General features: G+C 37.8%; 22 protein-coding genes. 9 read left to right on the top strand and 13 right to left on the bottom strand.

The window, feature by feature from the left end; translation table 11 throughout:
• Positions 1-151: 151 nt before the first annotated feature.
• Complete coding sequence (locus AC1M9C_RS12425) at positions 152-856, top strand: AAA family ATPase (RefSeq protein WP_481953844.1); 705 nt, start codon at positions 152-154, stop codon at positions 854-856.
• Positions 857-859: 3 nt separating this feature from the next.
• Positions 860-1,531, top strand: a complete 672-nt coding sequence (locus AC1M9C_RS12430; RefSeq protein ID WP_481953803.1) for a hypothetical protein — start codon at positions 860-862, stop codon at positions 1,529-1,531.
• Positions 1,532-1,664: 133 nt separating this feature from the next.
• Here the strand turns inward: AC1M9C_RS12430 and AC1M9C_RS12435 are convergent, their stop codons facing one another.
• The 6 genes from AC1M9C_RS12435 to AC1M9C_RS12460 all read right to left on the bottom strand — a co-directional run bounded on the left by AC1M9C_RS12435 (position 1,665) and on the right by AC1M9C_RS12460 (position 9,118).
• Positions 1,665-2,033, bottom strand: coding sequence for an endonuclease domain-containing protein (locus tag AC1M9C_RS12435; RefSeq protein WP_481953804.1), 369 nt, complete (start codon positions 2,031-2,033; stop codon positions 1,665-1,667).
• A gap of 70 nt (positions 2,034-2,103) precedes the next feature.
• On the bottom strand, positions 2,104-3,048 hold the full coding sequence (locus AC1M9C_RS12440; protein ID WP_481953805.1) for a hypothetical protein: 945 nt from the start codon (positions 3,046-3,048) through the stop codon (positions 2,104-2,106).
• A 314-nt stretch (positions 3,049-3,362) separates the two neighbouring features.
• The gene (locus AC1M9C_RS12445; protein ID WP_481953806.1) at positions 3,363-4,082 is read right to left on the bottom strand and encodes a carbonic anhydrase; all 720 of its coding nucleotides are present in this window, start codon (positions 4,080-4,082) and stop codon (positions 3,363-3,365) included.
• Between the two features lie 359 nt (positions 4,083-4,441).
• Positions 4,442-6,163, bottom strand: coding sequence for a thiamine pyrophosphate-dependent enzyme (locus tag AC1M9C_RS12450; RefSeq protein WP_481595827.1), 1,722 nt, complete (start codon positions 6,161-6,163; stop codon positions 4,442-4,444).
• A 188-nt stretch (positions 6,164-6,351) separates the two neighbouring features.
• A complete protein-coding gene (locus AC1M9C_RS12455) occupies positions 6,352-7,398 on the bottom strand; it encodes a molecular chaperone DnaJ (RefSeq protein ID WP_481953807.1) in 1,047 nt (348 codons plus the stop codon).
• A gap of 58 nt (positions 7,399-7,456) precedes the next feature.
• A complete protein-coding gene (locus AC1M9C_RS12460; protein WP_481953808.1) occupies positions 7,457-9,118 on the bottom strand; it encodes a sensor domain-containing diguanylate cyclase in 1,662 nt (553 codons plus the stop codon).
• A gap of 309 nt (positions 9,119-9,427) precedes the next feature.
• Here AC1M9C_RS12460 and AC1M9C_RS12465 point away from each other — a divergent pair, with 309 nt between their 5' ends.
• Entirely contained in the window at positions 9,428-10,105 is a 678-nt protein-coding gene (locus AC1M9C_RS12465) for a YetF domain-containing protein (RefSeq protein ID WP_035266694.1), read from the top strand.
• Positions 10,106-10,187: 82 nt separating this feature from the next.
• Here AC1M9C_RS12465 and AC1M9C_RS12470 read toward each other — a convergent pair whose 3' ends face one another.
• On the bottom strand, positions 10,188-11,180 hold the full coding sequence (locus tag AC1M9C_RS12470) for an NAD(P)H-quinone oxidoreductase (protein ID WP_481614180.1): 993 nt from the start codon (positions 11,178-11,180) through the stop codon (positions 10,188-10,190).
• Between the two features lie 132 nt (positions 11,181-11,312).
• Between AC1M9C_RS12470 and AC1M9C_RS12475 the strand changes: the two genes are divergently transcribed.
• The 3 genes from AC1M9C_RS12475 to AC1M9C_RS12485 all read left to right on the top strand — a co-directional run bounded on the left by AC1M9C_RS12475 (position 11,313) and on the right by AC1M9C_RS12485 (position 16,887).
• Positions 11,313-11,603 (top strand): hypothetical protein, encoded by a 291-nt coding sequence (locus AC1M9C_RS12475; protein ID WP_481591944.1) that lies wholly within the window; start codon positions 11,313-11,315, stop codon positions 11,601-11,603.
• 139 nt (positions 11,604-11,742) lie between these two features.
• Positions 11,743-14,202 carry a glycerophosphodiester phosphodiesterase family protein gene (locus AC1M9C_RS12480; RefSeq protein WP_481591943.1) on the top strand — a complete coding sequence of 820 codons (2,460 nt, stop codon included), beginning with the start codon at positions 11,743-11,745 and terminating at the stop codon, positions 14,200-14,202.
• 264 nt (positions 14,203-14,466) lie between these two features.
• Positions 14,467-16,887, top strand: a complete 2,421-nt coding sequence (locus AC1M9C_RS12485) for a glycerophosphodiester phosphodiesterase family protein (protein ID WP_481953809.1) — start codon at positions 14,467-14,469, stop codon at positions 16,885-16,887.
• 56 nt (positions 16,888-16,943) lie between these two features.
• On the opposite strand, the gene AC1M9C_RS12490 is transcribed toward AC1M9C_RS12485, so the two are convergent.
• The 4 genes from AC1M9C_RS12490 to cysD form a co-directional block, all read right to left on the bottom strand.
• Positions 16,944-17,819: an SDR family oxidoreductase gene (locus tag AC1M9C_RS12490; RefSeq protein WP_481953810.1), complete on the bottom strand. Its 876-nt coding sequence runs from the start codon at positions 17,817-17,819 to the stop codon at positions 16,944-16,946.
• Positions 17,820-17,940: 121 nt separating this feature from the next.
• Entirely contained in the window at positions 17,941-18,189 is a 249-nt protein-coding gene (locus AC1M9C_RS12495) for a DUF2798 domain-containing protein (protein ID WP_035266689.1), read from the bottom strand.
• Between the two features lie 591 nt (positions 18,190-18,780).
• Entirely contained in the window at positions 18,781-20,397 is a 1,617-nt protein-coding gene (gene cysN / locus AC1M9C_RS12500) for a sulfate adenylyltransferase subunit CysN (RefSeq protein ID WP_481591941.1), read from the bottom strand.
• A 125-nt stretch (positions 20,398-20,522) separates the two neighbouring features.
• Positions 20,523-21,437, bottom strand: coding sequence for a sulfate adenylyltransferase subunit CysD (cysD, locus tag AC1M9C_RS12505; RefSeq protein WP_035266686.1), 915 nt, complete (start codon positions 21,435-21,437; stop codon positions 20,523-20,525).
• A 141-nt stretch (positions 21,438-21,578) separates the two neighbouring features.
• Here cysD and AC1M9C_RS12510 point away from each other — a divergent pair, with 141 nt between their 5' ends.
• Positions 21,579-22,022, top strand: a complete 444-nt coding sequence (locus tag AC1M9C_RS12510; protein WP_481591940.1) for a GNAT family N-acetyltransferase — start codon at positions 21,579-21,581, stop codon at positions 22,020-22,022.
• A 15-nt stretch (positions 22,023-22,037) separates the two neighbouring features.
• Complete coding sequence (locus AC1M9C_RS12515) at positions 22,038-22,565, top strand: hypothetical protein (RefSeq protein WP_481591939.1); 528 nt, start codon at positions 22,038-22,040, stop codon at positions 22,563-22,565.
• Positions 22,566-22,613: 48 nt separating this feature from the next.
• On the opposite strand, the gene AC1M9C_RS12520 is transcribed toward AC1M9C_RS12515, so the two are convergent.
• Together AC1M9C_RS12520 and lysS are read right to left on the bottom strand one after the other, a co-directional pair.
• Complete coding sequence (locus AC1M9C_RS12520) at positions 22,614-24,062, bottom strand: capsule assembly Wzi family protein (protein WP_481591938.1); 1,449 nt, start codon at positions 24,060-24,062, stop codon at positions 22,614-22,616.
• Positions 24,063-24,363: 301 nt separating this feature from the next.
• Positions 24,364-25,893 carry a lysine--tRNA ligase gene (gene lysS, locus AC1M9C_RS12525; RefSeq protein ID WP_092766879.1) on the bottom strand — a complete coding sequence of 510 codons (1,530 nt, stop codon included), beginning with the start codon at positions 25,891-25,893 and terminating at the stop codon, positions 24,364-24,366.
• Between the two features lie 249 nt (positions 25,894-26,142).
• On the opposite strand from lysS, the gene AC1M9C_RS12530 reads away from it, so the two are divergent.
• Positions 26,143-26,655 carry a YqiA/YcfP family alpha/beta fold hydrolase gene (locus AC1M9C_RS12530; protein ID WP_179997703.1) on the top strand — a complete coding sequence of 171 codons (513 nt, stop codon included), beginning with the start codon at positions 26,143-26,145 and terminating at the stop codon, positions 26,653-26,655.
• The last annotated feature ends 20 nt before the right edge of the window (positions 26,656-26,675 follow it).

Consider the following 26,675-nt stretch of genomic DNA (forward strand, 5'->3'; position numbering starts at 1 on the left):
AGAGGTAAAAGGCTTGGTTTGAGATTCAATTTAATCGCTGGAATCTACAACTTGGAACTGAGCAAAAAATGATTTATGAAAGAGGTCTATTAGTTTCAGTAATAAATTTGAACAACATTTAGTAAATATCAAAGTTAATCAATCTTTAGCACTGACTGAAGATAATAATAGCGAGCAGGCCAATCAATTTCAAAAATGGTTTGATGACTTTAATACCCATCTTAAATTTTTATTTGAAGACAATAGTGCCCACTTAGTTTTTTACCGTCAAAATTACAAATTCAAAATTTCATTAGAAAATCGTGAATTTGATTTTCAAAACCTATCTTCAGGTTATTTGGCTATTTTTGAAATTTTAGCAGATCTATTAGTTCGTTCAGAATTTTTTGAAATCACGCCAGATGAATTACAAGGTATTGTACTAATTGATGAAATAGACGCTCATTTGCATATTTCTTTACAGAAAAAAATACTCCCTTTCTTTACTAAATTATTCCCCCAAATTCAATTTATTGTAAGCACCCATTCGCCTTTTGTTATTACATCAACTGATAATAAAACTGTAGTTTATGATATTTCTAGTGGTGAATTTTTTGAAGAAGATTTAAGTCTTTATTCACATGAATCAATTATTAAAGAACTTTTCCATGTTAAAGAAGATAATGAAAATATAAATCAGCTTTCTAATCAACTTTTACAGTTCATTAACTCAGAAGACTCAACTCAAGACCTGAATGTAATTCAAAGTTTATTAGATGAAATTAATAATGCCTTTGAAAAACTATCAGTTGAGTTGCAACTTCAGTACATGGTCGCAAAGAATAAGCTTGCTAAATTGAAGCATGAGGGTCACTAATTCATGTTTTCAGTTGTAAGACCTACCACTTTCCCTAAAAGCCTAACTGCATCTACTAAAGACTATCGAGCTGCGGATGTCGTTGAAGAGCTTCAAAAAATATTCTTTTGTAAATGTTATCTTTGTGAAAGAAAAGATTTTCCTGATGTAAATATTGAGCATCGTGATCCACATCGTGGTGACGATACAAAAAAATATGACTGGCATAACCTTTTTTATGCCTGTGTAAGGTGCAATGGCATTAAAGGCGATACACATATAAATATTTTAGATTGTTGTCAACCTATTGATGTATCACAGGCAATTGAATTACATTGCCCTCTTGTTAATAATGATGCTCATCTAGTAAGTGTAACTTTAGGGAATTTACCTAACAATCAAGAAATTTCCTCAACTATTGCACTTCTTGAAAAATGCTTTAATGAAACTAATACAGCACTTAGAAAAATTAGTAGGCACTCATTAATTAGAGATATACAAAAATATCAGATGCAGTTATTAAATATAAGATTTAACTTAATATATCCAAAACGACCTTTGACAAAGAGAACCAAAAATAAATTAATAAATGAACTTAAGGTGATGTGTAATCCTGATTTCCCTTTCTCAGCTTTTTGGAAATGGGCTATTACTCGTGATAACGATTTATCAAAAATTGTAGGCAATGTCTTTTAAAGCCCTCACCCCAGCCCTCTCCCATAGGGAGAGGGAGCGTCATTTGATTTAATGCCTGTATAAATTTCACAATGGAATTCCCTCTCCTGAGCAAGTTTTAAAGCACTGCTTTAAAACGAAGCGCAAGTGAGGGTTAGGGAGAGGTATTTTTTAATTCAACACACACCTGCCACAAATCCTCCAACACCCCATCCGTCCGCTCTAACACATCATGATTCCAATACCGCACCACTGTTAAACCCAAAGCCTCTAAAAACTTCGTGCGTTCAGCGTCATATTCAATTACATCATCCATTCCATGCTGACTACCATCCAACTCAATCACTAAACTAATTTCATGACAATATAAATCCACAATATAAGGTTTGATCACATGCTGACGGCGAAATTTAAGGTTCATAAATCGTTTGGCGCGAAGTATTTGCCACTTCAGATGTTCTGCATCTGTGGCGGTGTGGCGCATGGATTTGGCAAATTCTAATAATTGGGGATCTATTTTCATTTTTATTTCCTTCTCCCAGAGGGAGAGAGAACTTTTCGTTGTGATTTTAATTATTGTTGCTTGATTAAAGCTAAATCTTAAATTGAATGAAAGGATCCTTATAACTTTCATCAACTTTAAATCCTGCTTCCTTGATCTCCTCCTCTTCTTCCTTACGACCCAATAAACACTCTTCTCTGTATTTTTCTAGTTTTATTTGTTTTTCATTGATTGATAATTCATCTAGATATAAATCATCAGCACCATAAAAACTTAAAGCACTGTATATTGAAGCTAAGTACCGTATCTCGAATGTGGCTGAGTAATCACGGTTATAAAAAATAGAAATTTCAAAATCCCCCACATAAAAGTAACTATCAAGAGATAAAAAGTCTTCGGATTCTAATACAGATTTAAATTCATCAAATTGAATGAGATCAGGGGCGAGACAAGTATGATCACCAGAAACTAGAATTTTGTTGTAGTCTTCTTTTTTATAACGAATATCATCTAGACCAAAATAGTTTTGACATCCTAAATCAAGTAAATCCTGCATAAAGCGTTTGTAATCTTGAAAAGCATCTTCTAATGAACTATTCGCTTTCGACCACCTTTGCTCGAACTCAATTCCCTCAATGATCTCATTGGTTTGTTTAAGGGAAAGATCATAGACTTTTTCAAATTGGAAACTCTTACCATTCAGTTCTAAATTCAGCTCAATATTCCTTTCATAAGGATCATCACCAAAATTACAAGCATAATAACAATATCGATTATTTTTGGGTTCTTGTACGGTTTCAACACTCATTACACGATTTTGGTTTTTAAAGCGAATGAAACTATCCTGTGCCAATGAAATGACGACTGTTGAAGCATCAGTTAAATCCACTTTAACAAAACCTGACCGACTCTTAGGCTCTTGATTCTCCTGTTGAGCTTCGACAACGGTACGGTGCGTTAAATTTGAACCAAATAATTTATAAGCTGTGAATAATATTGCAACCACAATAAAAGCTAAGATGATGAAAAAACTCATTTATTCTTTTTCTCTTTTTGTATGTATATAAAAATGAATGAGCATTTAATTTAGACATAAGTCTTGTCATCTTTAAAATAACGTACCTTACTGCACTTATTCAAACTAAAAATAAAAAAACTAAAATATCCCACATTCCAACAACATCCCGATACCACTCTCTTCCGTCATAGACATCAACCGTTGCTTTTCAGATTTTAACTATTGCTCTATCCCTCATCCCCTTGCAAAGCATTGCTTATCATCCCATAGGGAGAGGAGAAAATTATTAGAGAATTCTATGCTCTATCAATATTTCCCCCACTCCCTTTTTATCAATTCTCCACAACTACACGGCCATTCAACGGCTGAATAGGTCGATTATTCGGATGTCCCAGTAATTCTGCAAAGTCCTCAATCTGCTTGGCTGAGGCTGTTTGAATCTCTTTTAAAATTAGCCAGCGAACACCCTCGGAACATGGAGGTGTGGTGAGCGACCCACTAAAACGATAATAATCCAAATTCTTTGGCAATAAATGATTAACAGACTGGGGCTGTTTTAACTCAACTGTTTGCCCTTTTTGCTTCGGTAATGAATTCCATATTCTTGCCAATTGCGGATTCTCTGCACCTTGTGCATACATCATCCCCACGACAGCCAGCTCTCCTTTGGCATTGGCATGTACAAAATGGATTTCTAGCGGATATTGTTTGCCATGGATTTTATTTTCACTTGGGGTATGCAAATGAAACTGCTTGAGTTGAAAACGATCACCATCCAGCATCAACTCTCCGCCTTCTTTAAAGTCGACTTGAACCGTATGACCATTGTTATGAATACGTTGAATCAAAGTTTGATAGCTAAACTGCAATGGTTTCAAATCCGCTTTTACAGAACGCTCAATGTTAATTGGTGACTGATTCTGACCAGAACAAGCTGCATAGTTCGGGCTTAGCTTGTTCCATTGTTCAGGGTGGTAATAATCCCAATCTGCACCTGCCCATACACTTGAAGAAAGAATAGAAAGTGAAAATACTTGAAAAAAACTTCTCATCATTAAACCTTAATACGCGAACCGTTCATTAATTTATGTGATTTTTACCATTATTATTTTGATCTATTTGATATTTTCTCATAGATCAAATGATCTCCACATCTTGATCATGACTGAATCAAAAATGGAACACAGTTATAGGAAATATGAACATTTGGAACAATGACGATATTGATCAAAATGATTTTATGAAGGGTTAATACTTATTTTTTAAGATATTTTTTATTGTAAATTTACTGTATTCTTTATTAGAGTTTTACTTAACGGTATAAAAAAGCTTCTTCAAGCCTAGCAGATATAAATATCCCGTGAGTACTTGAAGAAACTGTCATAAAAAATCATTAAAGAGACGAACGATTTTATTTTATAAAATTATTCACGATTAGATCTTTTACCTCATCTCCTCGACCAGCTAAAACCGCCTTCATCGCATACAATGAAGTCGCCTTCACTTGCTCAAATTTTGGTTCTGGTGGCATCACCAACTCTACAGGGTTGGTATGAATATCGATTAGTGCAGGACCATCATGAGCTAAAAATTTCTGAATAGCTGCTTCCAAACCATGACCATCTTTTTGAGTCATGCCATAAATCCCGATCGCTTCAGCGACTTTGCCAAAATCAGGGTTCGCTAATTTGGTAAAATTATCCAGTAAGCCATCAACTTTTTGTTCAAGCTCTACAAAATTGAGCGAATGGTTATTAAAGACAACAATTTTGATCGGCAACTTTTCCTGTACGATGGTCATGAGATCACCCAACAGCATACTCAGACCACCATCACCACATAGCGCAATCACCTGACGTTCAGGAAAGGCTTTTTTAATCCCGAGTGCTTGAGGCATCGAGTTTGCCATCGTACCGTGCAGTAAACTACATAGCAATTTACGCTTACCATTGGTATCGATGTGACGAAGCATCCATAGTTTCGATGAGCCTGCATCTCCAGTGAAAAATGCATCATCATCTGCATATTTGTTGAGAAGCGCCACCACATATTGCGGGTGGATCAAACCATCTTTACCTATACGCTCTTCTTTCAAACGAGCTGCATCTGCAACTTTCTTTAAATCTAAGCACTCTTGAATAAAGTGTTGGTTCTGCTTGTTTTCAACTAAAGGGATTAATGCACGCAGCGTTGGTGCAATATGTCCAACAGCACCAAAATCTATAGGATAGCGACGACCTAAATGAGTAGCATCGACATCGATTTGAATAATCTTCGCGTGTTTAGGATAAAACTGTGGCCACGCAAAGTCCGTTCCAAGCAGTAACAATACCTCACTATGATTAATCGCATGTAAGGCTGCTTTATTACCATACATACCATTCATCCCCATATTATGAGGATTATCATATTCAATAAAATGTTTCGCACGTGAGGTATGCACAACGGGTGCATTTAATTTTTTCGAAAGTTCAACCACTTCATCGTGAGCATGCTGAGCTCCAATACCCGCATAAATCGTGACTTTTTGATGAGCATTGATGAAGTTTTTAATCTGATGAAGTTCAGCAGGATTAGGCGTAGTTTCAGGCTGCGGATGATGTACCCTGAAATCCAATGATTCCTGAATATATTGACTGCTGATATTGGTTGGCATAATGACCACCGCTACGCCACGTTTATTCAGTGCTGCCTGACAGGCCAATGTCATCACATGTCTGACTTGACTGGCTGCTTTGATCTCCTCGCAATATACAGAACAACTTTTATAAATTTCTTTAAAGTCGACATATTGGGGAAAATCTAAATAGCCTGCTTGTTCGGTTGAAAGTTGGCTTGCGATCAAAACCACAGGCGCACCATTACGGTGTGATTCGTACAGACCATTAATAAAATGCAAGCTTCCAGGACCACATGAGCCAGCACATACTGTTAAATTGCCACTCATCAATGAATCTGCACCTGCTGCAAATGCACCTACTTCTTCATGGCGAACATTGATCCATTGAATAGAACTACGCGATAAAGAATCGGTAAAGTGATTAAGCGTATCTCCAACTATGCCGTAACAGTGCTTTACGCCGACTTGTTCCAACACTTCAATCATAATGTCTGAGACTTTTTTACTTTTCATGTTATTCCTAGTTTTAGTTTTTAGAGCATTATCGTTATATTATGGTCAATACATCAAATAAATGCGACAAAATACACATTTTATATAAATTATAATATTAATTTTTTAATAATAGGACAATCAACCATTGAGAAATACGGAATGAGTAGATGTCAGTAACAGCTATTTATAGCTCGTATGTTTTGGATTCAAAGAAGTGAATGTTCAATCAAAAATGCTAACCCGGAAGCTTTTGACATTTCCATTAAACGCTGCTTTTCCAATTTGAGTTGTTGTTTTAACGATGAAACATCTTGGTCAATCTGTAGATAGAGCTTTTGAATATTTAAAGCACCTTGAGTTTTTTGTACTTCAATTTTTGCCTTGTTTGACCACACTAAGCTATTAATCAATATCTGGATTTGCTTTTCTAAAGTTAAACGCTGTGCTTGCAATACTTGTTGATAGTACTTCAATTGATCTTGCTGAATAGCTTTCTGTATACCGACTTGAAGTTGCTCGACTTCAAGTTGTAACTTCAATAGCGTGAATAAATCCTCTTGTTCATAGGCCTCATTAACGCGTTGTAATAATGCCGTCTTTGCAGCCTTTTTGCATTCATCAGGTTCACGGTCTGGATGAATGATAGATGCTGTTTTGAGATATACTGTTTTCAGTGATTGATTCACTAACTTTTCTGCTTCGGCTTGTTTATCTTGCTGCCGTTTAAGTTTGGCTTGCTGCCTTGCTTGTTGATACTGCGCTTTGTCCCATAACGAATCGTCATCAATCGTTGAATCATTTTGTTCACCATGAGCATCTGGTGCTTGACTAGATTCGAAGTTGTTCTTTTTATCTTGCTTATTTCGTGGTTGAGCAAACACCTGTTCAAAATAAATATGTAATTTTTTAACTGTCTCAAGTTGAGTTTCATTGAGCATATTTGATTTGCTCAACATTTGGGTCAAGTTAAAACACTTCTCTTCTACTGCCTTTTGAGACGACTTATTTAAATCAATTTGACTTAGGCTATTCCATAGACTTTGTAATTGCTGAAACAGTACTTGATAAACATCACGATAGACAGGAATAAGTTTCTTCTGCGTGTAGGCAAGAATTTCTTCTTGCGCGTGTTGCCATGCGGATAATTGTAATTTTTGTTGTTCAATCTGATCAATCAAAATCCTCAACTTATGATCTTGAGGAACTTGAACAAGTTGTGCAAAAGAACTGGTTTGAATTTTGAATGAAGTCACGTTAGGTGCTTAGTCCAATGAGAGAATACTGAGTTTAGCAAAATGTGGATGCTTTATTTTAAGCATCAATCACAGTTTGATTTCGACCATTGGCTTTTGCTTGATAAAGATGTCGATCTGCTCGTTTAAGAATGGCATAAGCATCAGCATCGTTGTGATCAGTCACACTGACACCAATACTGACAGTCAAAGTTTTCTCTGCCAAAATAATAGCTTGTTCCACCAATGTACGAATTTTCTCTGCCAAAATTTGCGCACCCATCAGATGTGTTGCAGGTAATAAAATTACAAACTCTTCACCACCATAACGTGCCACAAAATCGGTTTCACGTGTTGCTTGATCAAGGATTTTTGCTACTTGTTGTAACACTTGATCCCCTTGATCATGACCATATTGATCGTTGACTTGCTTAAAATAATCGACATCCAATATAAGTGCTGCATAGCCAATTTGATTTCTTTTATGTTGAGCAAACCAGTATTCAAGTTGTTCGTTTAAAGCACGGCGATTGTGTAAACCTGTTAATGCGTCATGTCGTGACAATCGAATCAACTCAAGATTAGCCAATTCAAGTGCTCGAGTACGCTCTTGAACCTTCCGCTCTAGTGATTGGTTTGCATCAAGTAATTGTTGTTTCTGTTCCAGTAAGGTTTGCGTCATGCTTTGTAGAGAATGTGATAATCCTTGGATTTCACGGATGCTGCTTTGACTATGAAATGCCGTATGCACGTCTCCCTGTTCGACCGCATAAGCCGATTTGGCTAAAGCCTCAATGGGTCTGCTCAATTTATTGGCAAGTTGATAAATCACATAAAAGATAAACAGCGAGACGAATAAACCAATCAGGAAGATTTTGAATTGCAAATCACGCATATCTGCCAAAGCAATCGCCAAAGGTTGACGAATTACCACATGCCAACCAATATCACTTTTAGTCTCGGACTCCACCGCAATATTTGCGGTTAAGAAATCCTGCCCTTCATTCCAATCATCAATATAATAAAGTGCATCGTTGACTTGAAGTTGAGGTGGCTGGACTCGTCCAATACTTTTAAATGGATACAGCAGTTCACCCTGTTTATTTAGGATAAAGACTTCTATGCCACGCTGAGATGCTGTTTGAGATAAGGCTTTGTTGAGAATATGACGTGCCCACTCCCAATCTGCATGTGCAGCTAACACTCCTTTTAATTTTTGAGTATTTGGATCATAGATTGGTGTTGCGAAATCAATGAAACGCATCGGTTCATGAGGATTTAAAGCTTGAATTTTTTTTGCCAATAACACAGCTTCATGCACATCACCTAAGTACGTACCCTGTAAACCTGCCTTAAACCATGGCCGTGAAGAAACATTTTCACCTTCAAGAATACCATCCGCAGCGATTTGAACATCACCGTTTAAATCCGTTACCCCCATCCAAGCATAATAGACATACGCATTTTTGACTTGTTCCAAGCGTGTACGAACACGTGGATCATCTAGATTTGCTTCTGAAAAGAATGGAGATTGGCTGAGCAGCACCATTTCGCGCTCGCGTTCGGCAAGAGAAGTTGCCAAGGCATTACTGATATTTTTTGCTGCGACATGTAGGGTCTGTCCACTGGCTTTAGCCAAGTGCTGAGATGCGATATTTCCAATATACAGCGATACGCATATCCCAAGGATAATGGTTAACCCAGCAAATATGAACAGAACGCGATTACGGAATGAATCCAAAATACACCTTAACTCTTGGTTAAACACCGAAACATGCAACCATAAGAATATAACAGAATATTACAAATACATAACAAACATTTCAGCTCATTGTAATGAATAAAAAATGCCAACCTTATCTCATATATTCGAAATCCTGATTAACATTAACAACTGTAATTCCACTCCCTATCTTTTAAACAACATGATTTAATATTCAAGTCACGTACCACATCTACATAAAGTCATAATAATTCGACAATAATTCTGTATTTCTTTTTTTTGGCGCTTGATAGCTTAAGTAGAATCACCTAGAAAATTGAGGAACAAATGGATTTTGCTTCTATCTTTTTTTACGACACCACATGGGTATTTGTTTTCGAAATTTTAATCCGATGTGTGGTGATGTATTTACTCATCATTCTTTTTCTTCGTTTGACTGGCAAGCGAGGGGTTAGACAACTCTCCATCTTTGAAGTTGCCATTATTCTTTGTCTTGGATCAATTGCTGGAGATCCAATGTTTACGGAGGATTTACCCTTAATTCAAGCCGTAGTCGTCATGAGTGTGATCATCTTGCTTTACCGCACCACAACGTGGTTAATGATGAAATATCAGCCTTTCGAAGACTTAGTCGAAGGTAAATCCTGTTACATCGTAAAAGATGGCATGCTCGTCCTTGAAGCATTCAAGCGAGGTAATATGTCGCATGATGAGTTCTTTTCGGAAATGCGTCGTCAATCCGTTGAGCATTTAGGTCAAATTCGAGTCGGTCTATTAGAGTCCGATGGGAATTTCAGTATTTTGTTTTATCCCGATGAGCAAGTTAAATATGGCTTACCAATTTTTCCAGATCAAGCTCAATCAATATACAAGGTAAAACCTAGCGTAATATATGCGTGTACACATTGTGGATTCTGTACTGAACTTCAACAACCACTTCAAGATTGTCCGCGCTGTTCTTGCCAAGATTGGACGCAAGCAATGAACAGTCTAAGAATTGGTTAGCAGATGAATAATCTTAAGTCTGTTGAGACGAAGCAGATTATTCATCCTCAGCACTGACTGAATCGAACATAGGTGGTTAAGATTAATCCAACACTTTCACCACAATTTTACCAATGTGATCACCTGCATCCATTGCCAAATGAGCCGCTTGAATTTCATCAAAATTAAAAGTTTTATAGATCATCGGTAGACATTCACCTTTTGCCCATAACGGCGCAACATGTGTCTTTAAATCTTGAGCGATTTTGGCTTTTTCTGCTGTGGTACGTGCACGCATAGTTGAGCCAGTAATGGTTAAACGCTTCATCATGATTTGACCTAATTTTACGCCGTCGGCTTTAGCTCCTCCAAGAAATGCGATATAAACCAAACGTCCATCACGACGTAGTATATTCAGATTTTGAGCTAAATAAGGCGCTCCAACCATATCTAAGACAATATCTACACCATTTTCTTCAGTCGCTTGCTGAATGACCTGTTCAAAGTCTTCCGTTTTATAATTAATTGCATGCGTCAAATCTTGAATTGCTTTTACTTTCTCATCTGAGCCAACAGTCGCAAAAGTTTTTAAGCCAAATGCTTTACACAACATTAATGCTGTTGTTCCAATCCCACTGGTTCCTCCATGAATTAAAGCCGTTTCCCCCGCTTTAGCTTTGCCCATTTGAAAAATATTCGCCCAAACGGTAAAAAATGTTTCTGGAATTGCAGCAGCTTGAATATGACTCACTCCTTCAGGAATATTAATCAGCTGAGATTCAGGCACCACACAATATTCGGCATAACCACCACCATTGGTGAGTCCGCACACTTGATCCCCGACCTGATAGGCGTTTACCTCAGCCCCTACAGCAACGACTTCACCTGATACCTCTAACCCAGGTACAGGTGTGACCCCTTTAGGCATTGGATATAAACCTTGGCGCTGTAAAATATCAGGACGGTTAATGCCGAAAGCATGTACTTTCACCAAGACTTCATTGTCTTTAGGTTGCGGAATATCAACCGTTTCATAAGCCAACTTCTCAACGCCGCCTGGTTCAGTAATGATCACGTGTTGCATGCTTTGTGCCATAATCAAATCCTTTATTTACAATACTTTTCATTCATTTCAATCAATTTCATCATAGTTGATCGCATTGATAAAGTCCTGTATTACTTATGTATAAGGATGAAAACGAATCATTATTTTGTGGGGGAAAATAATATGCGTTACTTGCTGCAATTTATTTTGCCATGCAGTTTTGCTGCCTTGGTCATCATCTGTTGGACTTTTTTGTTAAGTTTTCCATGGGATTCAGCAGTAATTGCGATGATCTACTTCCAAATTGGGCTGGTGTTGTTATTGCTATACATTGAATACGATGCGAGCAAAGTGGATGGTGCAGCAGGTTGGACTTTTTTATTTTTCTGTTTTTTTGAAATGATATTGTTCGTCGCTTTGGGGATCATTCGTGTCATTATTGGTGGATGGCAAGTTTTAACTCTTTTATATTGAACCTTGCCTCAGACACGAATATTAAAATAACTTAATAATACAAACAAAGCTTCGTATTTTTCTGATTTACAAAGGAATTGTAACCTTAATTTCGTAGATTTTAAGGTCGTCATGGATCGTACACTCGAGAATTTTTAACATGAAAAAGCAGACTCTAGTTGTCACACTATCGCTCATGCTCGGTTTAGCAGGATGCTCTGGGGAAGATCAAGCTAAATCAACCTTACCAAATACTCCTGAGCCAACCATACCAATTCAGCCTGAAGATCCAGAACCATCTCTACCACCGGATCTCGAACCTGAAACACCGATCAATGTTCCACAACCAAAAACATATTTAAATCTGGATTTTACTGAAATTTATTCAATACCTTCTGATTGGAATATCCTGCCTTCAAATCCAGGTAGCATTCAATTTAAAGAAGGTGCCTTACTGATTGATGGTCGCAAAGACTTAATCAAACCCACCACGATCATGTTAAGTTCGGATTTTCAAAAGCTTCGCAACTATAAAATTGAGTTAGAATTTGAATACCTTGAGCGTAATAACGGTACTCGTTGGGGAAGTATTATTTATAGAGCTTCAGATGTGTTTGCTCAACCTGAATATACACCATACTACCAGTTTGCTATTCGTGCAGATGCATCTGCTTATAATGGTCTAGAACTCGCACTTAGACGCTCAAATAACACATGGAATGTCATCAATACATCCAAATTCGAATCAAACATTGCTTTAAATACACCTTATAAGGCTACAGTCGTTGTTCATGATCAACGTGTTCGTCATTACTTGAATGATCAATTGGTTTTTGATGGTGAATTACCCACCAACCTAAACCAAGGTGCCATTGGACTTTCAGCAGCAGGATTGCTGATGAAGGTCAACACAATACGGGTGATTGAACAACTTGATGCTCTCCCTACTCAAGATCGGATCACAGATGTCATTGATCACAAATATCCAGTTGCAATGGCGCCCGCTTTAGCACAACCAGCCGACTCATCAACAAATGATAACGTTCATACCGCCACTTATATTGCGTACCAACTTGATGAACAATTATTTTTAAAAGATTTCGACAATAAGACCTCGATGCATCTCAGAAGTCTTCTTTCTGATCAAACCAAAAGAACACTTCCTCTTCTGCATATCGACTCTGAAAACACACTGGCTGAATTAAGATCTTTGTCTTCAGATTATGATTTTAGTGATGTCACGCTAGTCTCTGATGATCCATATCTATTAAGAAAAGCGCGTGTGGAGATTCCAGAAATCCGTACAGCATTGGACTGGTCTGAAAAGGGCAATTTGATTTCAGATCAAAATAGTGTTGTGAAAATTGCACAGGCAACCAATACATCACTTTCTAAAATTGTGATTTTACCAGCCCATTTGGTTCAGTCTCATGTAGTTGCACACTTGCAACGTTTATTGATCACACCTTGGGCAGGTTTTACCCACAATATTTCTGGACAGACCAGTCCTAAGCTTGATGCCTATCAAGCTGCTGAGATATTAACAACAGGAGTAAATGGCATTTATACACATCAGCCTGAATTATTTCATTCCATCATGCGCTCAATGGCGCCCAACACCTTACTTCGTAAACCGCTTATTACAGGTCATCGAGGAATCCCGTCTCAAGTTGATGAAAATACGCTTGAAGGTATTCTTAAGGCGATAGAAGTTGGTGCTGATGCCGTGGAATATGATGTATATCTGACAAAAGATGACCATGTCGTTTTAATGCATGATAAATCGGTTTTGCGCACAACGGGTATCGCAAAAAATATTGAGAACATGACGCTCGAAGAAGTTCGTAAACTAAAAACGACCGGGCAGCGACTTGCCATACCGACGATGGATGAAGTATTGGCTGCAGTAGTTAAAAAGTACCCACATGTCACCAATTTTATCGAGATTAAGAGTGCAAAACCCGAAATAATTTTAAAAATTAAAGATTTACTTGATAAATATGATGCATATGGTCAAGCCATTGTCATAAGTTTTGATGGGCAACAAATTCTTGAAATGAAGAACACTCTAAAAGGTGTATCAACGGGTTTATTGGTATATCCACCAAAGGAACAAACTACTTTTCTAAACATTCGAAGAATTTTGGAAACAACACGACAATTTTCTTCAACATTCAATCCGAATTATAGTGGTTTGAATCAGGACGTCATGTATCTGGCAAGTTTACGTGGGGTGACCTTCTGGCCTTGGACGTTCCGTTTAATAAAAAATGATTTCTATCGTATGTACATTCAAGGTACACATGGGTTGACCACAGATTATGCGCAAGATGCATCTAATTTTGTGGTCAAAATTAAAACTCCACGACAAATAACAGCAACTGTTGGTCAACCTTTACAAATCGCTGGGCAAAAATTAACGCAACTGGGTCAATCTAGTTACCAAAGCTTCAATACGATGCTCGTACTACCAGGCTCTGCAAAATATAGTCTAAATGGTCAATCTGTGAGTTTCAGTGAACGTGGTACAGCCTATGTCATGCCAAGCTACCAATACACCATAGCACCCAATTTCACCTATACCATCTATGCAAAACCCGTGACTGTGACCATTCAATAAGCACATCACATTGATATTTGGAGACCAATTCAGTTCGCTGAGTTGGTTTTTTTCGAAAATCGCATTTTCCCTCATCTTTTCATAAGATTTCAACTGGACTTTTAATGATGTTCACCGCTTAAACACGACAGTATTTAAAACTGATGAATTTCATAAATATTTAATATGTAATATTTTTTTTACTTTATGACAAATCCATAGAATTGTCATTTTATGTACTTAGATTGTGTCTCGCTTAGGGACATACTTTTCGAGTACTTTTTAATGATGAAATTTACAACACTGACGTCAGCAATATTATTAACATTAAGCTTAACGGCTTGCTCCGATGATGATCAAAAAAATGCTGTATCAAATCCAGATCAAACAGAAAATCCTAATCCATCTCCAGAACCTGAAACACCAGAAATTGAAGTTCCTGTACCCAAAATACTTTTTGAAGAAAATTTCAATGCTTTAACTGCTATTCCAAACGATTGGACTCAACTTCGTAGCAATCCAGGGAATATTGAAGTTAAAGATGGAGCACTATTCATCAATGGTACGGCGCACGATACACAAATGACGACCATCATGTTGCCAAACGAACTACAGCAACATCGTAATTATCGTATCGATATGGATTTTGCGTTCTTAGAAAATAACAATGGCGGGCGTTGGGGTAGCATCATCTATCGTGCCGCTGATCAATATGCTGATCCAGCTTTTACTCCATACTATCAATTCGCATTTCGGGTTGATGCAACCGCTGCAAGTGGTCTTGAACTTTCTATGCGTCAACCTAACAACACATGGAATGTTTTACAGAAATCTGCATATAAAGAGAATTTTGAGTTAAATAAAACCTACAAAGCAACAGTCATTGTACATGGCCAACGCGTACGCCATTATATTAATGATGAACTCGTACTCGATAGCACGCTACCTTACAATTTAAATCAGGGTGGCATTGGCATTTCTACAGCTGGCGCTTTGATGCGTGTAGATTCAATTAAAGTGACTGAGCAACTTGAAGCCCTACCAGAGTCTAATCGAGTTACAGATCTAATCGATCAGCAATTGCCAGTCTCCATGGCACCAGCACTCGCTCAGCCTGCTGGCGCAACTACACTGAACTCAGCTCCATTAGCAACTCATGTTGCCTATCAACTGGATGAGCAACTCAATCTTCTTAACCAAGATCAAAAGAAAATTACTCATTTAAAAGATTATTTAAATGATTCAACACGACGTCATATTCCGCTATTAACGATCAATTCAGAAAAAACAATCCGAAATTTGAAAACGTTGACAGAAAACTATGATCTCGCTGATATCACCTTGGTGTCGGATCAGCCTGAACTCTTACGTAAAGCTCGTGTTGAAATCCCTGTATTGCGTACAGCACTCGACTATTCAAAACAATCTGGTTTAACCAATAGTAAATCAGATATTGTAAAAATTGCGCATAATACCAATTCTTCTTTATCAAAAATTGTCATTTTACCGCCGCACTTAGTGCAATCAGAAGTCGTATCTCATCTACAACGCTTATTGATTACACCTTGGGCAAGCACACTTCATCCAGATCAAAAAGATGGCATTGATGCATTCAAAGCAGCTGATATTTTAAGCACTGGGATTAATGGGATCTATACAAAACAGCCAGATGTTTTCCAAAACATTATGAAGCAGATGGCACCGAATACCCTGTTAAGAAAACCCCTGATCACAGGCCACCGTGGCATTCCAGCTTTAGAGGATGAAAATACTTTAGAAGGAACAATTAAAGCTATTGAGGTGGGTGCTGACGCAGTTGAATATGATGTTTATCTATCGAAAGATGGTCATGTTTTCCTGATGCATGATGGAACATTAACTCGTACCACAGGTGATAATAGAAATACTGAAGATCTTACCTTAGCTGAAATTCGTCAGTTACGAACGATTCCCAATGGTCGCCCAGTTCCAACCATGGATGAGGTTTTGGCTGCAGTCAAAAAATATCCCCATGTGACCAATTTCATCGAAATTAAAAGTGCTAAGCCTGAAATTGTAGCGAAGATTAAAGAACTTTTAGATAAGCACAATGCCTATGATCAATCGATTGTCATCAGTTTTAATGGTGATCAAATCTTACAGATGAAAAATACCTTACCGGGTGTTTCTACAGGCTTCTTAACGAGTACGCCGAACGCACAAAGCAATATTGTAAACACACGTCGAATATTAGACGCGACTCAAAAATATTCATCTACATTTAACCCGTCTTTTGCAGGATTAAGCAAAGAGTTAATGTCGATGGCGAGTTTACGTGGCGTAACTTTCTGGCCTTGGACTTTCCGCACCAATAAAGATGATTTTAATCGTATGTATGTACAAGGAACACATGGCTTAACCACCGATTATGCTCATGAATCTTCTGATTTAGTCGTCAAGATCAATACTCCAGGTCAAATTACTGCGAAAGTGGGACAGACTGTTGTTTTTAGTGGAGAAAAAGTTACTCAAATAGGTAAGGCTTCAGCACAAAACTTTAATTCAATGATTGTTCTGCCTGGTTCTGCCAAATATAGTAAAAATGGTCAGTCGATTACGTTTAGTGAAAAAGGCAAAGCCTATGTCATGCCGAGCTATCAATACACGATTGCTCCGAATTATAGCTACACCCTGTACGGTAAACCCGTGACAGTCACGATTCAGTAAGAAACTTTAAATTTACATGCCCAATTGTTAAGTTTAAAGCTTCAATTGGGCATTTCTTATTTTTTTAAATTTTGAATCACTTCGGGTAAAAAAGAACGGTGAAATCCATCATAGGCTTGATTATTCTCAGCCGGACTTAATGGAAATATACGTGTGCCTTGAGAAGCTGCGCCATCAATCCGTATCGTGACACCCGATATAAATTTAGACGCTTCAGACAATAAATAGACGATCGCTGACGACACCTCAGCTTCTGTTCCCATGCGTTGCAAAGGAACTTTCTCCGCCATACTTGGAATCACTTTTTCAGCCATTTCACCAGTATATGTATCCATACCTGATGACAAAATCCATCCAGGTGCTACGGCATTCACACGAACTCCAGATTTGCCCCATTCGACAGCAGCTGTCTTGGTCAGATTATCAACCCCTGCACGGGCTGCCCCTGAATGTCCCATATTCGGCATACCTCCCCACATATCAGCAGTCATGTTGACAATACTTCCACCATGCTTATTCATCCACTGATTGTAAGCTTCGCGCATAAGATAGAATGTAGCGTGTAGATTGTTTCGAATGACAGCATCAAATCCATTGGCTGAGATTTTTTCTAAATGCGCTGGAAATTGTCCGCCTGCATTATTCACCAAGCCATCAATTCGTCCGAATTTTTTAGTTACTTCGCTAATCATGGCTTTCACTTGTGCTTCATCACGATTATCACAAACGATGCCATAGGCTCTACCACCATCTTCCATGATTTCAGCAACAACTTTATCGAGTTTTTCTTGGGTACGCCCTGTAATAATCACTTGTGCATCCAATGATGCAAGCTCATGAGCTGTACAACGTCCAATACCAGAACCACCTCCTGTCACAATGATGACCTGATTCTGAAATAAGTTTTCCTTGAATACTGAGTTATATGTCATGCCAATCCTTAGGTTGTAATTTTTATCGACTTGCAAAATTATCCCGATTTTTTAACAGTTGCAAGATCATAGAATTTTATAATTGTTGTTTTAAATGCTAATCAAACCTTTCATTCAAGGGCTATGGTATCGTTTTTACAAAACGCATTAAGATTTTTCTTACCACAGGTAAAAATATTAAGATCAATGGAAATGCGATTAACCAAGACATTGCCCACGTCTTTATCCAGACCGCCCAGATCCCATCAAAAAATCCACGATTCATTACAATATTAATTAAAGAAATTGAACCACTCATCAAACATGACAAAATTAACGGCATCAGCCAATTGAGATGTTTGGGGTGAAATTTTGGGAGTGCTTTATTCATTGTAGCGCCTAATCATTTCATCTCATTTAATTTAGCACCAATGCAATCACTATTCCTATATTTTTCAAGTTTCAAGCACACAAAACTAATCCAATATCGTTAAAATTTTGAACCTTGAGGCATGATTTAATAATTTTTTCTTAGTAAATGTATATTAAATAGAATGGATTAGTTTCCATCTTAATCAAGACTCATGAGCAATAAAAAAATATTTAACTTTAAACGATGATTTTATTTTTTAGCTTTTCTACTCTACGAAAATGTTTTAAGTTTTTAGTCCAATTTTACCGTTAATCTCAATTCTTTAGATTCGAAGCATTTTTTTTGCAGTTTTTGCATAGCTTCTCTAGGCATAGGCGCTGTCATCATTTGTTGGTATTCTAAACAAGCTTTACTAGGGTGTTTTTGTTGTATCGGAGCATTAACACATGCCGTTAAGAGCATCAAAAGCAAATACGCTACTATTTTCATCATATCTCGAATTTATCGTTAATGTTCATTCTATCTTAGCTCATTAGGGCTAGTGTGGTCGTTATTGAATTTTAAATAAAAAAACCCGCCATCAGGCGGGCTTTTTTAAATCAGTCAATCTTAAAGACGAACCAATTCCACAATCTTCTCAGCCAATTCTTCAGCAGCTTCTACTTCAAAACTTGCATCCGTACCTGTTGCAGTATCAGTAATGACCACCACTCCAGTTTCACGTAATAATGCAACTTGCTCAGCAGTTAAACCAGCTTTAGCTATCGCGACAACACCTTGTTGGATCAATAAGCTTTCTAATACTTGTGCATTCACAATTGCAGCATTTGATACAGTTACCGCAGCAGGTTTTTGACCCAAACGCGCCGCACGTGCTTCTGATGTTACAGGCTCATTATGTGCAGTCCACTCAACTGCCTCTTCAACCATACCTGCACCAACTGTAACGTTGCTTAAGCGGTCAATAAAGATAAATGAACCTGTGTAACGGCTATCTTGATAACGGTCAAATACTACTGGTGCATCAAATTCAATCGTTACATTCGCAATCGCATTCAGCTCTAAGTTTTCAACTTGAACTTTTTCAAGCGTATTTACGTTTGTACGGAAGTTAATTGCTGTTACCTTAGCAGGAACAGTTTGCGTACCAATCTTCACGTTATATAACTTACCAATCGCAAGCGGTTGGTCAGCCATCCATACAACAGTCGCTTGAACAGAGCGAGAAATTGCCGGTACTTCTTGGTCTGCACGTACAAGTACGTTACCACGAGAAATATCAATCTCGTCGTTTAACGTTAATGTCACTGCTTGACCGGCAACTGCACGTTCTAAGTTACCATCAAAAGTAACGATTTCTTTAACTGTAGATGATTTACCTGATGGCAACGCAGTAATCGTATCTCCAACGTTGATATCACCTAGGGCGATCGTACCGCAGAAACCACGGAAATCGAGGTTAGGACGGTTCACATACTGTACAGGGAAGCGGAAGTCAGCTTTAGCTGAAGTACGATTAATCTCTACAGATTCAAGCGTACCCATCAAAGTTTCGCCTGTGTACCAAGGTGTATTTGGTGATTTGTTTACAACGTTATCACCATTTAACGCAGAAATCGGCGTAAAGATGATGTTAGATGGTTTACGATCGCCAAGTTGTGCAACAAAGCCTGCGTATTCTGTTTGAATTTCATTGAAACGAGTTTCAGAGAATTCAACCAAGTCCATTTTGTTGATCGCAACAATAATGTTCTTAATACCAAGTAAGCTTGCAATATACGTATGACGACGTGTTTGCGTCTGAACACCGTAACGCGCATCAATTAAAATGATCGCAAGATCACACGTAGACGCACCTGTAGCCATGTTACGTGTGTATTGTTCATGCCCCGGAGTGTCGGCAATAATGAACTTACGTTTTTCTGTAGAGAAATAACGGTAAGCTACATCAATCGTAATACCTTGTTCACGCTCTGCTTGTAAACCATCTACAAGTAACGCTAAGTCAGGTGCATCACCTGTTGTACCGACTTTTTTAGAATCACGTGTCACTGCTTGCAATTGATCTTCATAAATCAATTTTGAATCGTAAAGTAAACGACCAATTAAAGTTGATTTACCATCATCTACGTTACCGCAAGTCAAAAAGCGTAATAAGTCTTTATTTTCGTGTTGTTTTAAATAACCCAAGATATCTTGGCTAATCAAATCTGATTGATGAGACATGGCTCATAGCTCCACAAATATGTTGAAATCGGTGTATTTGAATCCCCCTCGTTCCCCCTTTGAAAAAGGAGGATGACTCCTCTCTTTTACAAAGAGAGGAGCAACGCTGCTGCGCAAGAGAGATTCTAGAAGTAACCTTCTTGCTTTTTCTTTTCCATCGAGCCGGCTTCATCATGGTCAATCATTCGACCTTGGCGCTCAGAACTCGTTGCAAGCAACATTTCTTGGATAATTTCTGGCAAGGTGTTAGCAGTTGACTCCACCGCACCTGTCAATGGGTAACACCCCAAAGTACGGAAACGAACCGATTTCATTTGTGGAACTTCACCTTCTTTTAAAGGCATACGCTCATCATCCACCATAATTAATGTACCACTACGCTCAACAACAGGTCGTTCTGCCGCCAAGTACAATGGAACAAGTGGAATACTTTCTAAGTAAATATATTGCCAAATATCAAGCTCAGTCCAGTTCGACAATGGGAACACACGGATACTTTCGCCTTTATTCACTTTACCATTGTAAAGATTCCAAAGTTCTGGACGTTGGTTTTTAGGATCCCAACGATGTTTATCATCACGGAATGAATACACACGTTCTTTGGCACGTGATTTTTCTTCATCACGGCGAGCACCACCAAATGCAGCATCGAACTTGTATTTATCTAATGCCTGTTTTAAACCCTGAGTTTTCATGATATCAGTATATTTCGAACTACCATGATCAAATGGGTTAATCCCAGCATCCTTACCTTCTTTATTTTGGTGGACGATAAGATCGAAACCGTGTTGCTTAGCCATATTGTCGCGGAAAGCAATCATGTCCTTAAATTTCCAACCTGTATCTACATGTAACAGTGGAAAAGGGAGTTTTGCAGGATAGAATGCTTTAAGCGCTAAATGCAGCATAACTGCCGAGTCCTTACCAATCGAATAAAGCATGACTGGATTTTCGAATTCTGCAGCAACTTCGCGAATGATATGAATACTCTCAGCTTCAAGCTGTTTAAGATGAGTAAGTCTTTCCTCATTTAATGACATGGACAACACCAGCTAGAATATGTGTACTTATGACACTTTTGAAAATTTATATTCATTATAGTGATTTAGACAACGGAGCTTTATCTCGTTTTTTTATATTAATATACTCAAATAGAATATAAGCAAAGAGACAATCTAATTATGATAACAATTACAGGCCTTTCTAATATAAAATACCAAGAATGGTTAGCCCTTTGGTCAGCTTACCTTGAATTCTACAAGACCGAATTGAATCCTCAACAAGCGGCTCTGACTTTCAAACGATTATCTGATGCGTCGCAAACCGATATGTTTGGCTATGCCATTATAAAAAATCAAAATGTCGTCGGAATTGTACATCTCATTTCTCACGCAAGCACTTGGACTACACTCCCTTATTGTTATCTCCAAGATTTGTTTATTGATGCAAATTACAGGAATCAGGGCTTAGCCAGGAAATTAATAGAATTTAGCTATGATGAATGTAAAAATAATTATGATAGAGTGTACTGGCTAACCCATAAAAGCAATGATAACGCTAGACTTTTGTATAATCGTGTTGCAACCGAGACAGGATTCATTCAATATAAAAAATCTCTAAATTAGTTATTTTTATCTCCCATGCTTAGCCTTGAATCTCTTAAACAACATTTAGAGCGAGCTCAAATTGCTGGTCATATTTATCAGCATCATCAAATTCTAGTGTTACAAGAACCGTTTACTGAAAATGGTTCTGCTTTAAATATTTTTGTTCAGCACGAGTTAACTGCTGATCAAATTGGCTTACAGTTTGCTGTTGAACATACTGATCAAAAACTAAAGTTCTTGATTGGCGTTACACATAGCAATCAAGATCATAGAAGTGAAATTAGTATTGGTCATTTAAAAGGCAATCAAAAAGCTTTTAATTTGTGCTACGCCTTTTACAATTATCCAAAACACTTTTTTGTAGTTGAAACAGATTTATATGCGAACGCTGAGCAATTTAAAGACTGCTTAGAAAAGCAATTATTCAGTCAGCCTGAGCTTAGTTTTTTAGACACAGCCACTAAAGTAAATCCAATGGGACAGAATTACCCATGGATGAAGGATTATATCGCGCAACTTAGCTTAGAAATGAAAGTTCGGATACAAACAAGTCTCATATAAAAAAAGCCACCTTTTTAGGTGGCTTTTTCAAATGCTAATCTCAGAATATTAACGTCCCAGTTTTTTGACATCTAAAGGTATTTCAATACCAACAGAAGCACCTGCATCATTACCATGACGATCTGAATCTGCAATCCAACCATTAATCTTTAATGGCAAATTCGGCTTCACAAAATGCGTCCAAGTTAAATCTAATGCTTGGATATCATCTTCCTCAGAAAATGCAGCATTGGTATCTCGATTTGATTGATTTACTTTTGCAAATAATACGCGACCTGAAAGTCTATTCATGGCATCAAAACGAATATTTCCACCCAAAGAAATCATCTCACCATCTCCTCCAATCGCATGTGCAAGAGGATAGCCATGTTGATAATATCCATCTGTATAAACACTGTGATTATAAGATATTCCTTGGGCCTTCCCATTTGTAGTGGTGTCTACCCACTCAGCATAAACCTGATAAGGCATTTTTTTTAAAGATGAAGAATAATCCACCCCAGCCTGATACATTTTCTTAGCAGGTAAGCCACCTGCTTCATCTTCCCCCACGTATTGAGCATAGACGCCGATTGGCTGGTTCAATAAATAGCTTAGATTCAAACGCGCATCAAATCCAGCAATCTGGTTAGATGGATTAACAGTATCCCCGTAAACATTATCTTTACCAATCCAAGCATCCCAGAGAGTTCCTAAATCCTCAGGGCGACCTTCACCACCCCATTGAATAATGCGTGATGCACCGAACTCTAAATAAGGTAGTGGTTGTGCGGTCAAACGTAAACCAATAATTTTAGCATCAGGAACTGCTTTATAATCATCTACCTGGCCGCCAAAAGCTTGGTATTGCCAAGGCCCGATCCATGAGAGCCATTTATGATCAAAAGCAGACTGTTCAGCACGCTGTAGAGTGAAACCATATACTGGTCGACTTGCATCTCCACGTATCAAACTACCATCGTGTCCAGGTCCCCAGTAGGTTGGAATCTGACCAGCAATGAGCCATTGATTCCAAAGTTTACCCGCAAGATATGAGCCTTCTAGGTTAACGTCTTGCCCATTGTCTATCTGAGGGTCTTTTTCACCTCTAACTTTGAGCTTCGCATCCCAATTTTGCCCCCCAAGATTTAACTCTGCACCAAGCGCATATTGTGCTTTTTGATGATCGGCAAAAGATTGTGGGATTTTCTTTTGATCACTCTCCGCGAAAGCATCAACTTTTAATGTTTCATTTTGCTGCTTAATCGCTCTTTCGACTTCCTGAATAACCTTTTGTTGTTCAATGGAGTTAATTTTAGCATTGGAGAGGGCACGTTGGACTTCATCACCACTTAGCGGCCATGTCGAGGTGCTTATTTGAATCACACCTTGTTGATTCAGCCAATTTAAATCATCTCTCAGGTTTTCATCGTTGAGGAGAATACCATTGGCAAACACCAGTGGACTAGAAAATAGTAAGCTCGATGATAGGATTTTTATAAGTCTATTCGGGTTCATCACAAATCAATTTAGGATTATATCTTATTGATTATTTGAATTTTTAATTTATAAATCCATTAACTTTACATTAAGCATTTAATTAGATACATTTAATAACATTGTATAAATATTTTGATAAACATACAGCTGGTTAAACAGATTAGCCTTAATGATAATTTTCTATATTTTTTATCACCTTAATTAAATATTTTGTGATTAAAACCTCAAAATGCACTCACACTAAAAAACATTTAAATTTAATTTTATGTTAAGAAAAATTAAAAAAGCCCTTCAAAGAAGGGCTTTTTTAATTTCGCTATTACGCATTTTTGTGACGCATATGTGGGAATAAGATCACATCGCGAATACTTGGCGCATTGGCAAATAGCATTACCAGACGATCAATACCAATCCCTTCACCTGCTGTAGGAGGTAATCCATATTCAAGCGCCTCAACGAAGTCGGCATCATAGTGCATTGCTTCATCATCACCCGCATCTTTTTCAGCTACCTGTGCTTGGAAACGCTCAGCCTGGTCAATTGGGTCATTTAACTCTGAGAAGCCATTTGCAAGCTCACGACCACCAATGAAGAATTCAAAACGGTCAGTAATGTGCGGGTTGTCATCGTTACGACGTGCCAATGGAGAGGTTTCCGCAGGATATTCAGTAATGAAGGTCGGTTGACGAAGTTTCGTTTCAACAGTTTCCTCAAATACAATCGTTTGAAGCTTACCTAGACCAAAACCTGGCTTCACTTGCTCTTTAAGTTCATTCTTAACAAACTCAGCTAAGAACTCGCGATCATTTACATTTTCAGGTGTAAATTGTGGGTTATGTTCAAGAATTGCATCAAACATTGAGATTTTCTTGAATGGACCTTTGAAGCTATACACTTCTTCGCCATAAGGTACATCTGTCGAACCTAAGATATCAATTGCTAGTTTTTCTAGCATTTGCTCTGTCAGTTCCATCAAGTCTTTGTAGTCTGCATAAGCTTGGTAGAATTCGATCATGGTGAATTCTGGGTTGTGACGTGTAGACACACCTTCATTACGGAAGTTACGGTTAATCTCAAACACACGTTCAAAACCACCTACAACCAAACGCTTTAAGTAAAGTTCTGGTGCAATACGTAAGAATAATGGCATGTCTAAGGCATTGTGATGCGTTTCAAATGGACGCGCAGAAGCACCACCTGGAATCACATGCATCATTGGCGTTTCAACTTCCATATAACGTTTTTCAGTCAAGAAGTTACGAATACCAGCAACTACTTTTGCTCGAATTTCAAAAGTCTTACGCGTTTCTTCGTTAACGATCAGATCAAGATAACGTTTACGGTATTTAACTTCTGTATCTGTTAGACCGTGGAACTTATCTGGAAGAGGACGGAGTGATTTAGTGAGGAGTTCAAAATGTTCAATATGCACATAAAGATCACCTTTGCCTGAACGTCCAATGTAACCTTCAACGGCAATAATATCACCTAGATCAAGACCTTTAATGGTGTCTAAAGTCTCTGCAGATAATTCTTTACGTGCAACATAAAGCTGAATACGGCCGGTCATGTCTTGGATCACCATGAACGAACCGCGGTTCAACATCACCCGACCAGCAACTTTGACATAAACTTTTTCACTGCCTTCAATTTCTTCTTTTGATTTATCAGCAAACTGATCCTGAAGGTCTTGTGCATAATGTTCACGCTTAAACGTGTTTGGCCAAGGGCTCGTACCCTGCTCTTGAGCCTTATCTTGAATCTGTTTTAACTTGGCATGACGCTGTGCGATTAAATCGTTTTCGGAAATGGCTTGTTCAGAAGTCGATTGAGCGTTTTGTTGCGTCATCTCTGCCTCGTAATTTTATTTAAAAAAGAAGTTGCATAGCATAGCAGAATTCAAAGTACTTGAGCATTAGAAAAAATAATCAGCCATTTGAAAAACGCTTAATTTCATCCACTAAAGTCTAGGTCTGAACATTTCTTAGACCAAAAGCTAAGTTGTACTTTGAATACAGCACTCTACAATCATCCTATAAATTGTGGAAAAGTATACTTTCAACAATCATAAAAAATAGAATGGATTTAATGATGACTTATGAACACTCAAGAGCCTAAAGTATTGTTTATGCATGGATTAGATTCTTCAAGAGAATCTACCAAGTTTCAGGCAATTCTTTCTAAAAATAAATATTGCATTAATGTTGATTATCGAAATTTAAAATACGCTGCTGTTGAACGTTTTTATATCGATATGATCGAGAAAATTAAACCAGACATTTTAGTAGGACATAGTCTAGGTGGTTACTGGGCATTAAAGATGTCAAATCGATTTCAACTTCCTGCTGTGATTGCAAATCCGAGCCTAATGCCATCTTTTGATCCTGATTATCCAGCGATTACAATTGAGGAGCTTCAATCCAAAACCTCATCTCAAATCGCTTATATCGAACTTGGTGATGAACTGATTGATATGCATAGTACCTCTGACTTATTAGAGCCATACATGTACGTTGAAAGTATTATTGGTGGCCGTCATCAACTGGAAAACCCTGATCGCCTGAATTACCTGATCGGATTAGTCAGCCACTCAAATCATCAATCACATTAAAAAAGCCTTGTGAATCACAA

The sequence above is a fragment of the Acinetobacter sp. 24-47-39 genome, assembly GCF_056783825.1.

What these genes read in the sequence shown, in the direction of transcription:
- AC1M9C_RS12430 (WP_481953803.1), top strand. Translation starts at nt 860, where the DNA reads ATGTTTTCAGTTGTAAGACCTACCACTTTCCCTAAAAGCCTAACTGCA.
- AC1M9C_RS12435 (WP_481953804.1), bottom strand. Translation starts at nt 2,033, where the DNA reads ATGAAAATAGATCCCCAATTATTAGAATTTGCCAAATCCATGCGCCAC.
- AC1M9C_RS12440 (WP_481953805.1), bottom strand. Translation starts at nt 3,048, where the DNA reads ATGAGTTTTTTCATCATCTTAGCTTTTATTGTGGTTGCAATATTATTC.
- AC1M9C_RS12445 (WP_481953806.1), bottom strand. Translation starts at nt 4,082, where the DNA reads ATGAGAAGTTTTTTTCAAGTATTTTCACTTTCTATTCTTTCTTCAAGT.
- AC1M9C_RS12450 (WP_481595827.1), bottom strand. Translation starts at nt 6,163, where the DNA reads ATGAAAAGTAAAAAAGTCTCAGACATTATGATTGAAGTGTTGGAACAA.
- AC1M9C_RS12465 (WP_035266694.1), top strand. Translation starts at nt 9,428, where the DNA reads ATGGATTTTGCTTCTATCTTTTTTTACGACACCACATGGGTATTTGTT.
- AC1M9C_RS12470 (WP_481614180.1), bottom strand. Translation starts at nt 11,180, where the DNA reads ATGGCACAAAGCATGCAACACGTGATCATTACTGAACCAGGCGGCGTT.
- AC1M9C_RS12475 (WP_481591944.1), top strand. Translation starts at nt 11,313, where the DNA reads ATGCGTTACTTGCTGCAATTTATTTTGCCATGCAGTTTTGCTGCCTTG.
- AC1M9C_RS12480 (WP_481591943.1), top strand. Translation starts at nt 11,743, where the DNA reads ATGAAAAAGCAGACTCTAGTTGTCACACTATCGCTCATGCTCGGTTTA.
- AC1M9C_RS12485 (WP_481953809.1), top strand. Translation starts at nt 14,467, where the DNA reads ATGATGAAATTTACAACACTGACGTCAGCAATATTATTAACATTAAGC.
- AC1M9C_RS12490 (WP_481953810.1), bottom strand. Translation starts at nt 17,819, where the DNA reads ATGACATATAACTCAGTATTCAAGGAAAACTTATTTCAGAATCAGGTC.
- AC1M9C_RS12495 (WP_035266689.1), bottom strand. Translation starts at nt 18,189, where the DNA reads ATGAATAAAGCACTCCCAAAATTTCACCCCAAACATCTCAATTGGCTG.
- cysN (WP_481591941.1), bottom strand. Translation starts at nt 20,397, where the DNA reads ATGTCTCATCAATCAGATTTGATTAGCCAAGATATCTTGGGTTATTTA.
- cysD (WP_035266686.1), bottom strand. Translation starts at nt 21,437, where the DNA reads ATGTCATTAAATGAGGAAAGACTTACTCATCTTAAACAGCTTGAAGCT.
- AC1M9C_RS12510 (WP_481591940.1), top strand. Translation starts at nt 21,579, where the DNA reads ATGATAACAATTACAGGCCTTTCTAATATAAAATACCAAGAATGGTTA.
- AC1M9C_RS12515 (WP_481591939.1), top strand. Translation starts at nt 22,038, where the DNA reads ATGCTTAGCCTTGAATCTCTTAAACAACATTTAGAGCGAGCTCAAATT.
- AC1M9C_RS12520 (WP_481591938.1), bottom strand. Translation starts at nt 24,062, where the DNA reads ATGAACCCGAATAGACTTATAAAAATCCTATCATCGAGCTTACTATTT.
- lysS (WP_092766879.1), bottom strand. Translation starts at nt 25,893, where the DNA reads ATGACGCAACAAAACGCTCAATCGACTTCTGAACAAGCCATTTCCGAA.
- AC1M9C_RS12530 (WP_179997703.1), top strand. Translation starts at nt 26,143, where the DNA reads ATGAACACTCAAGAGCCTAAAGTATTGTTTATGCATGGATTAGATTCT.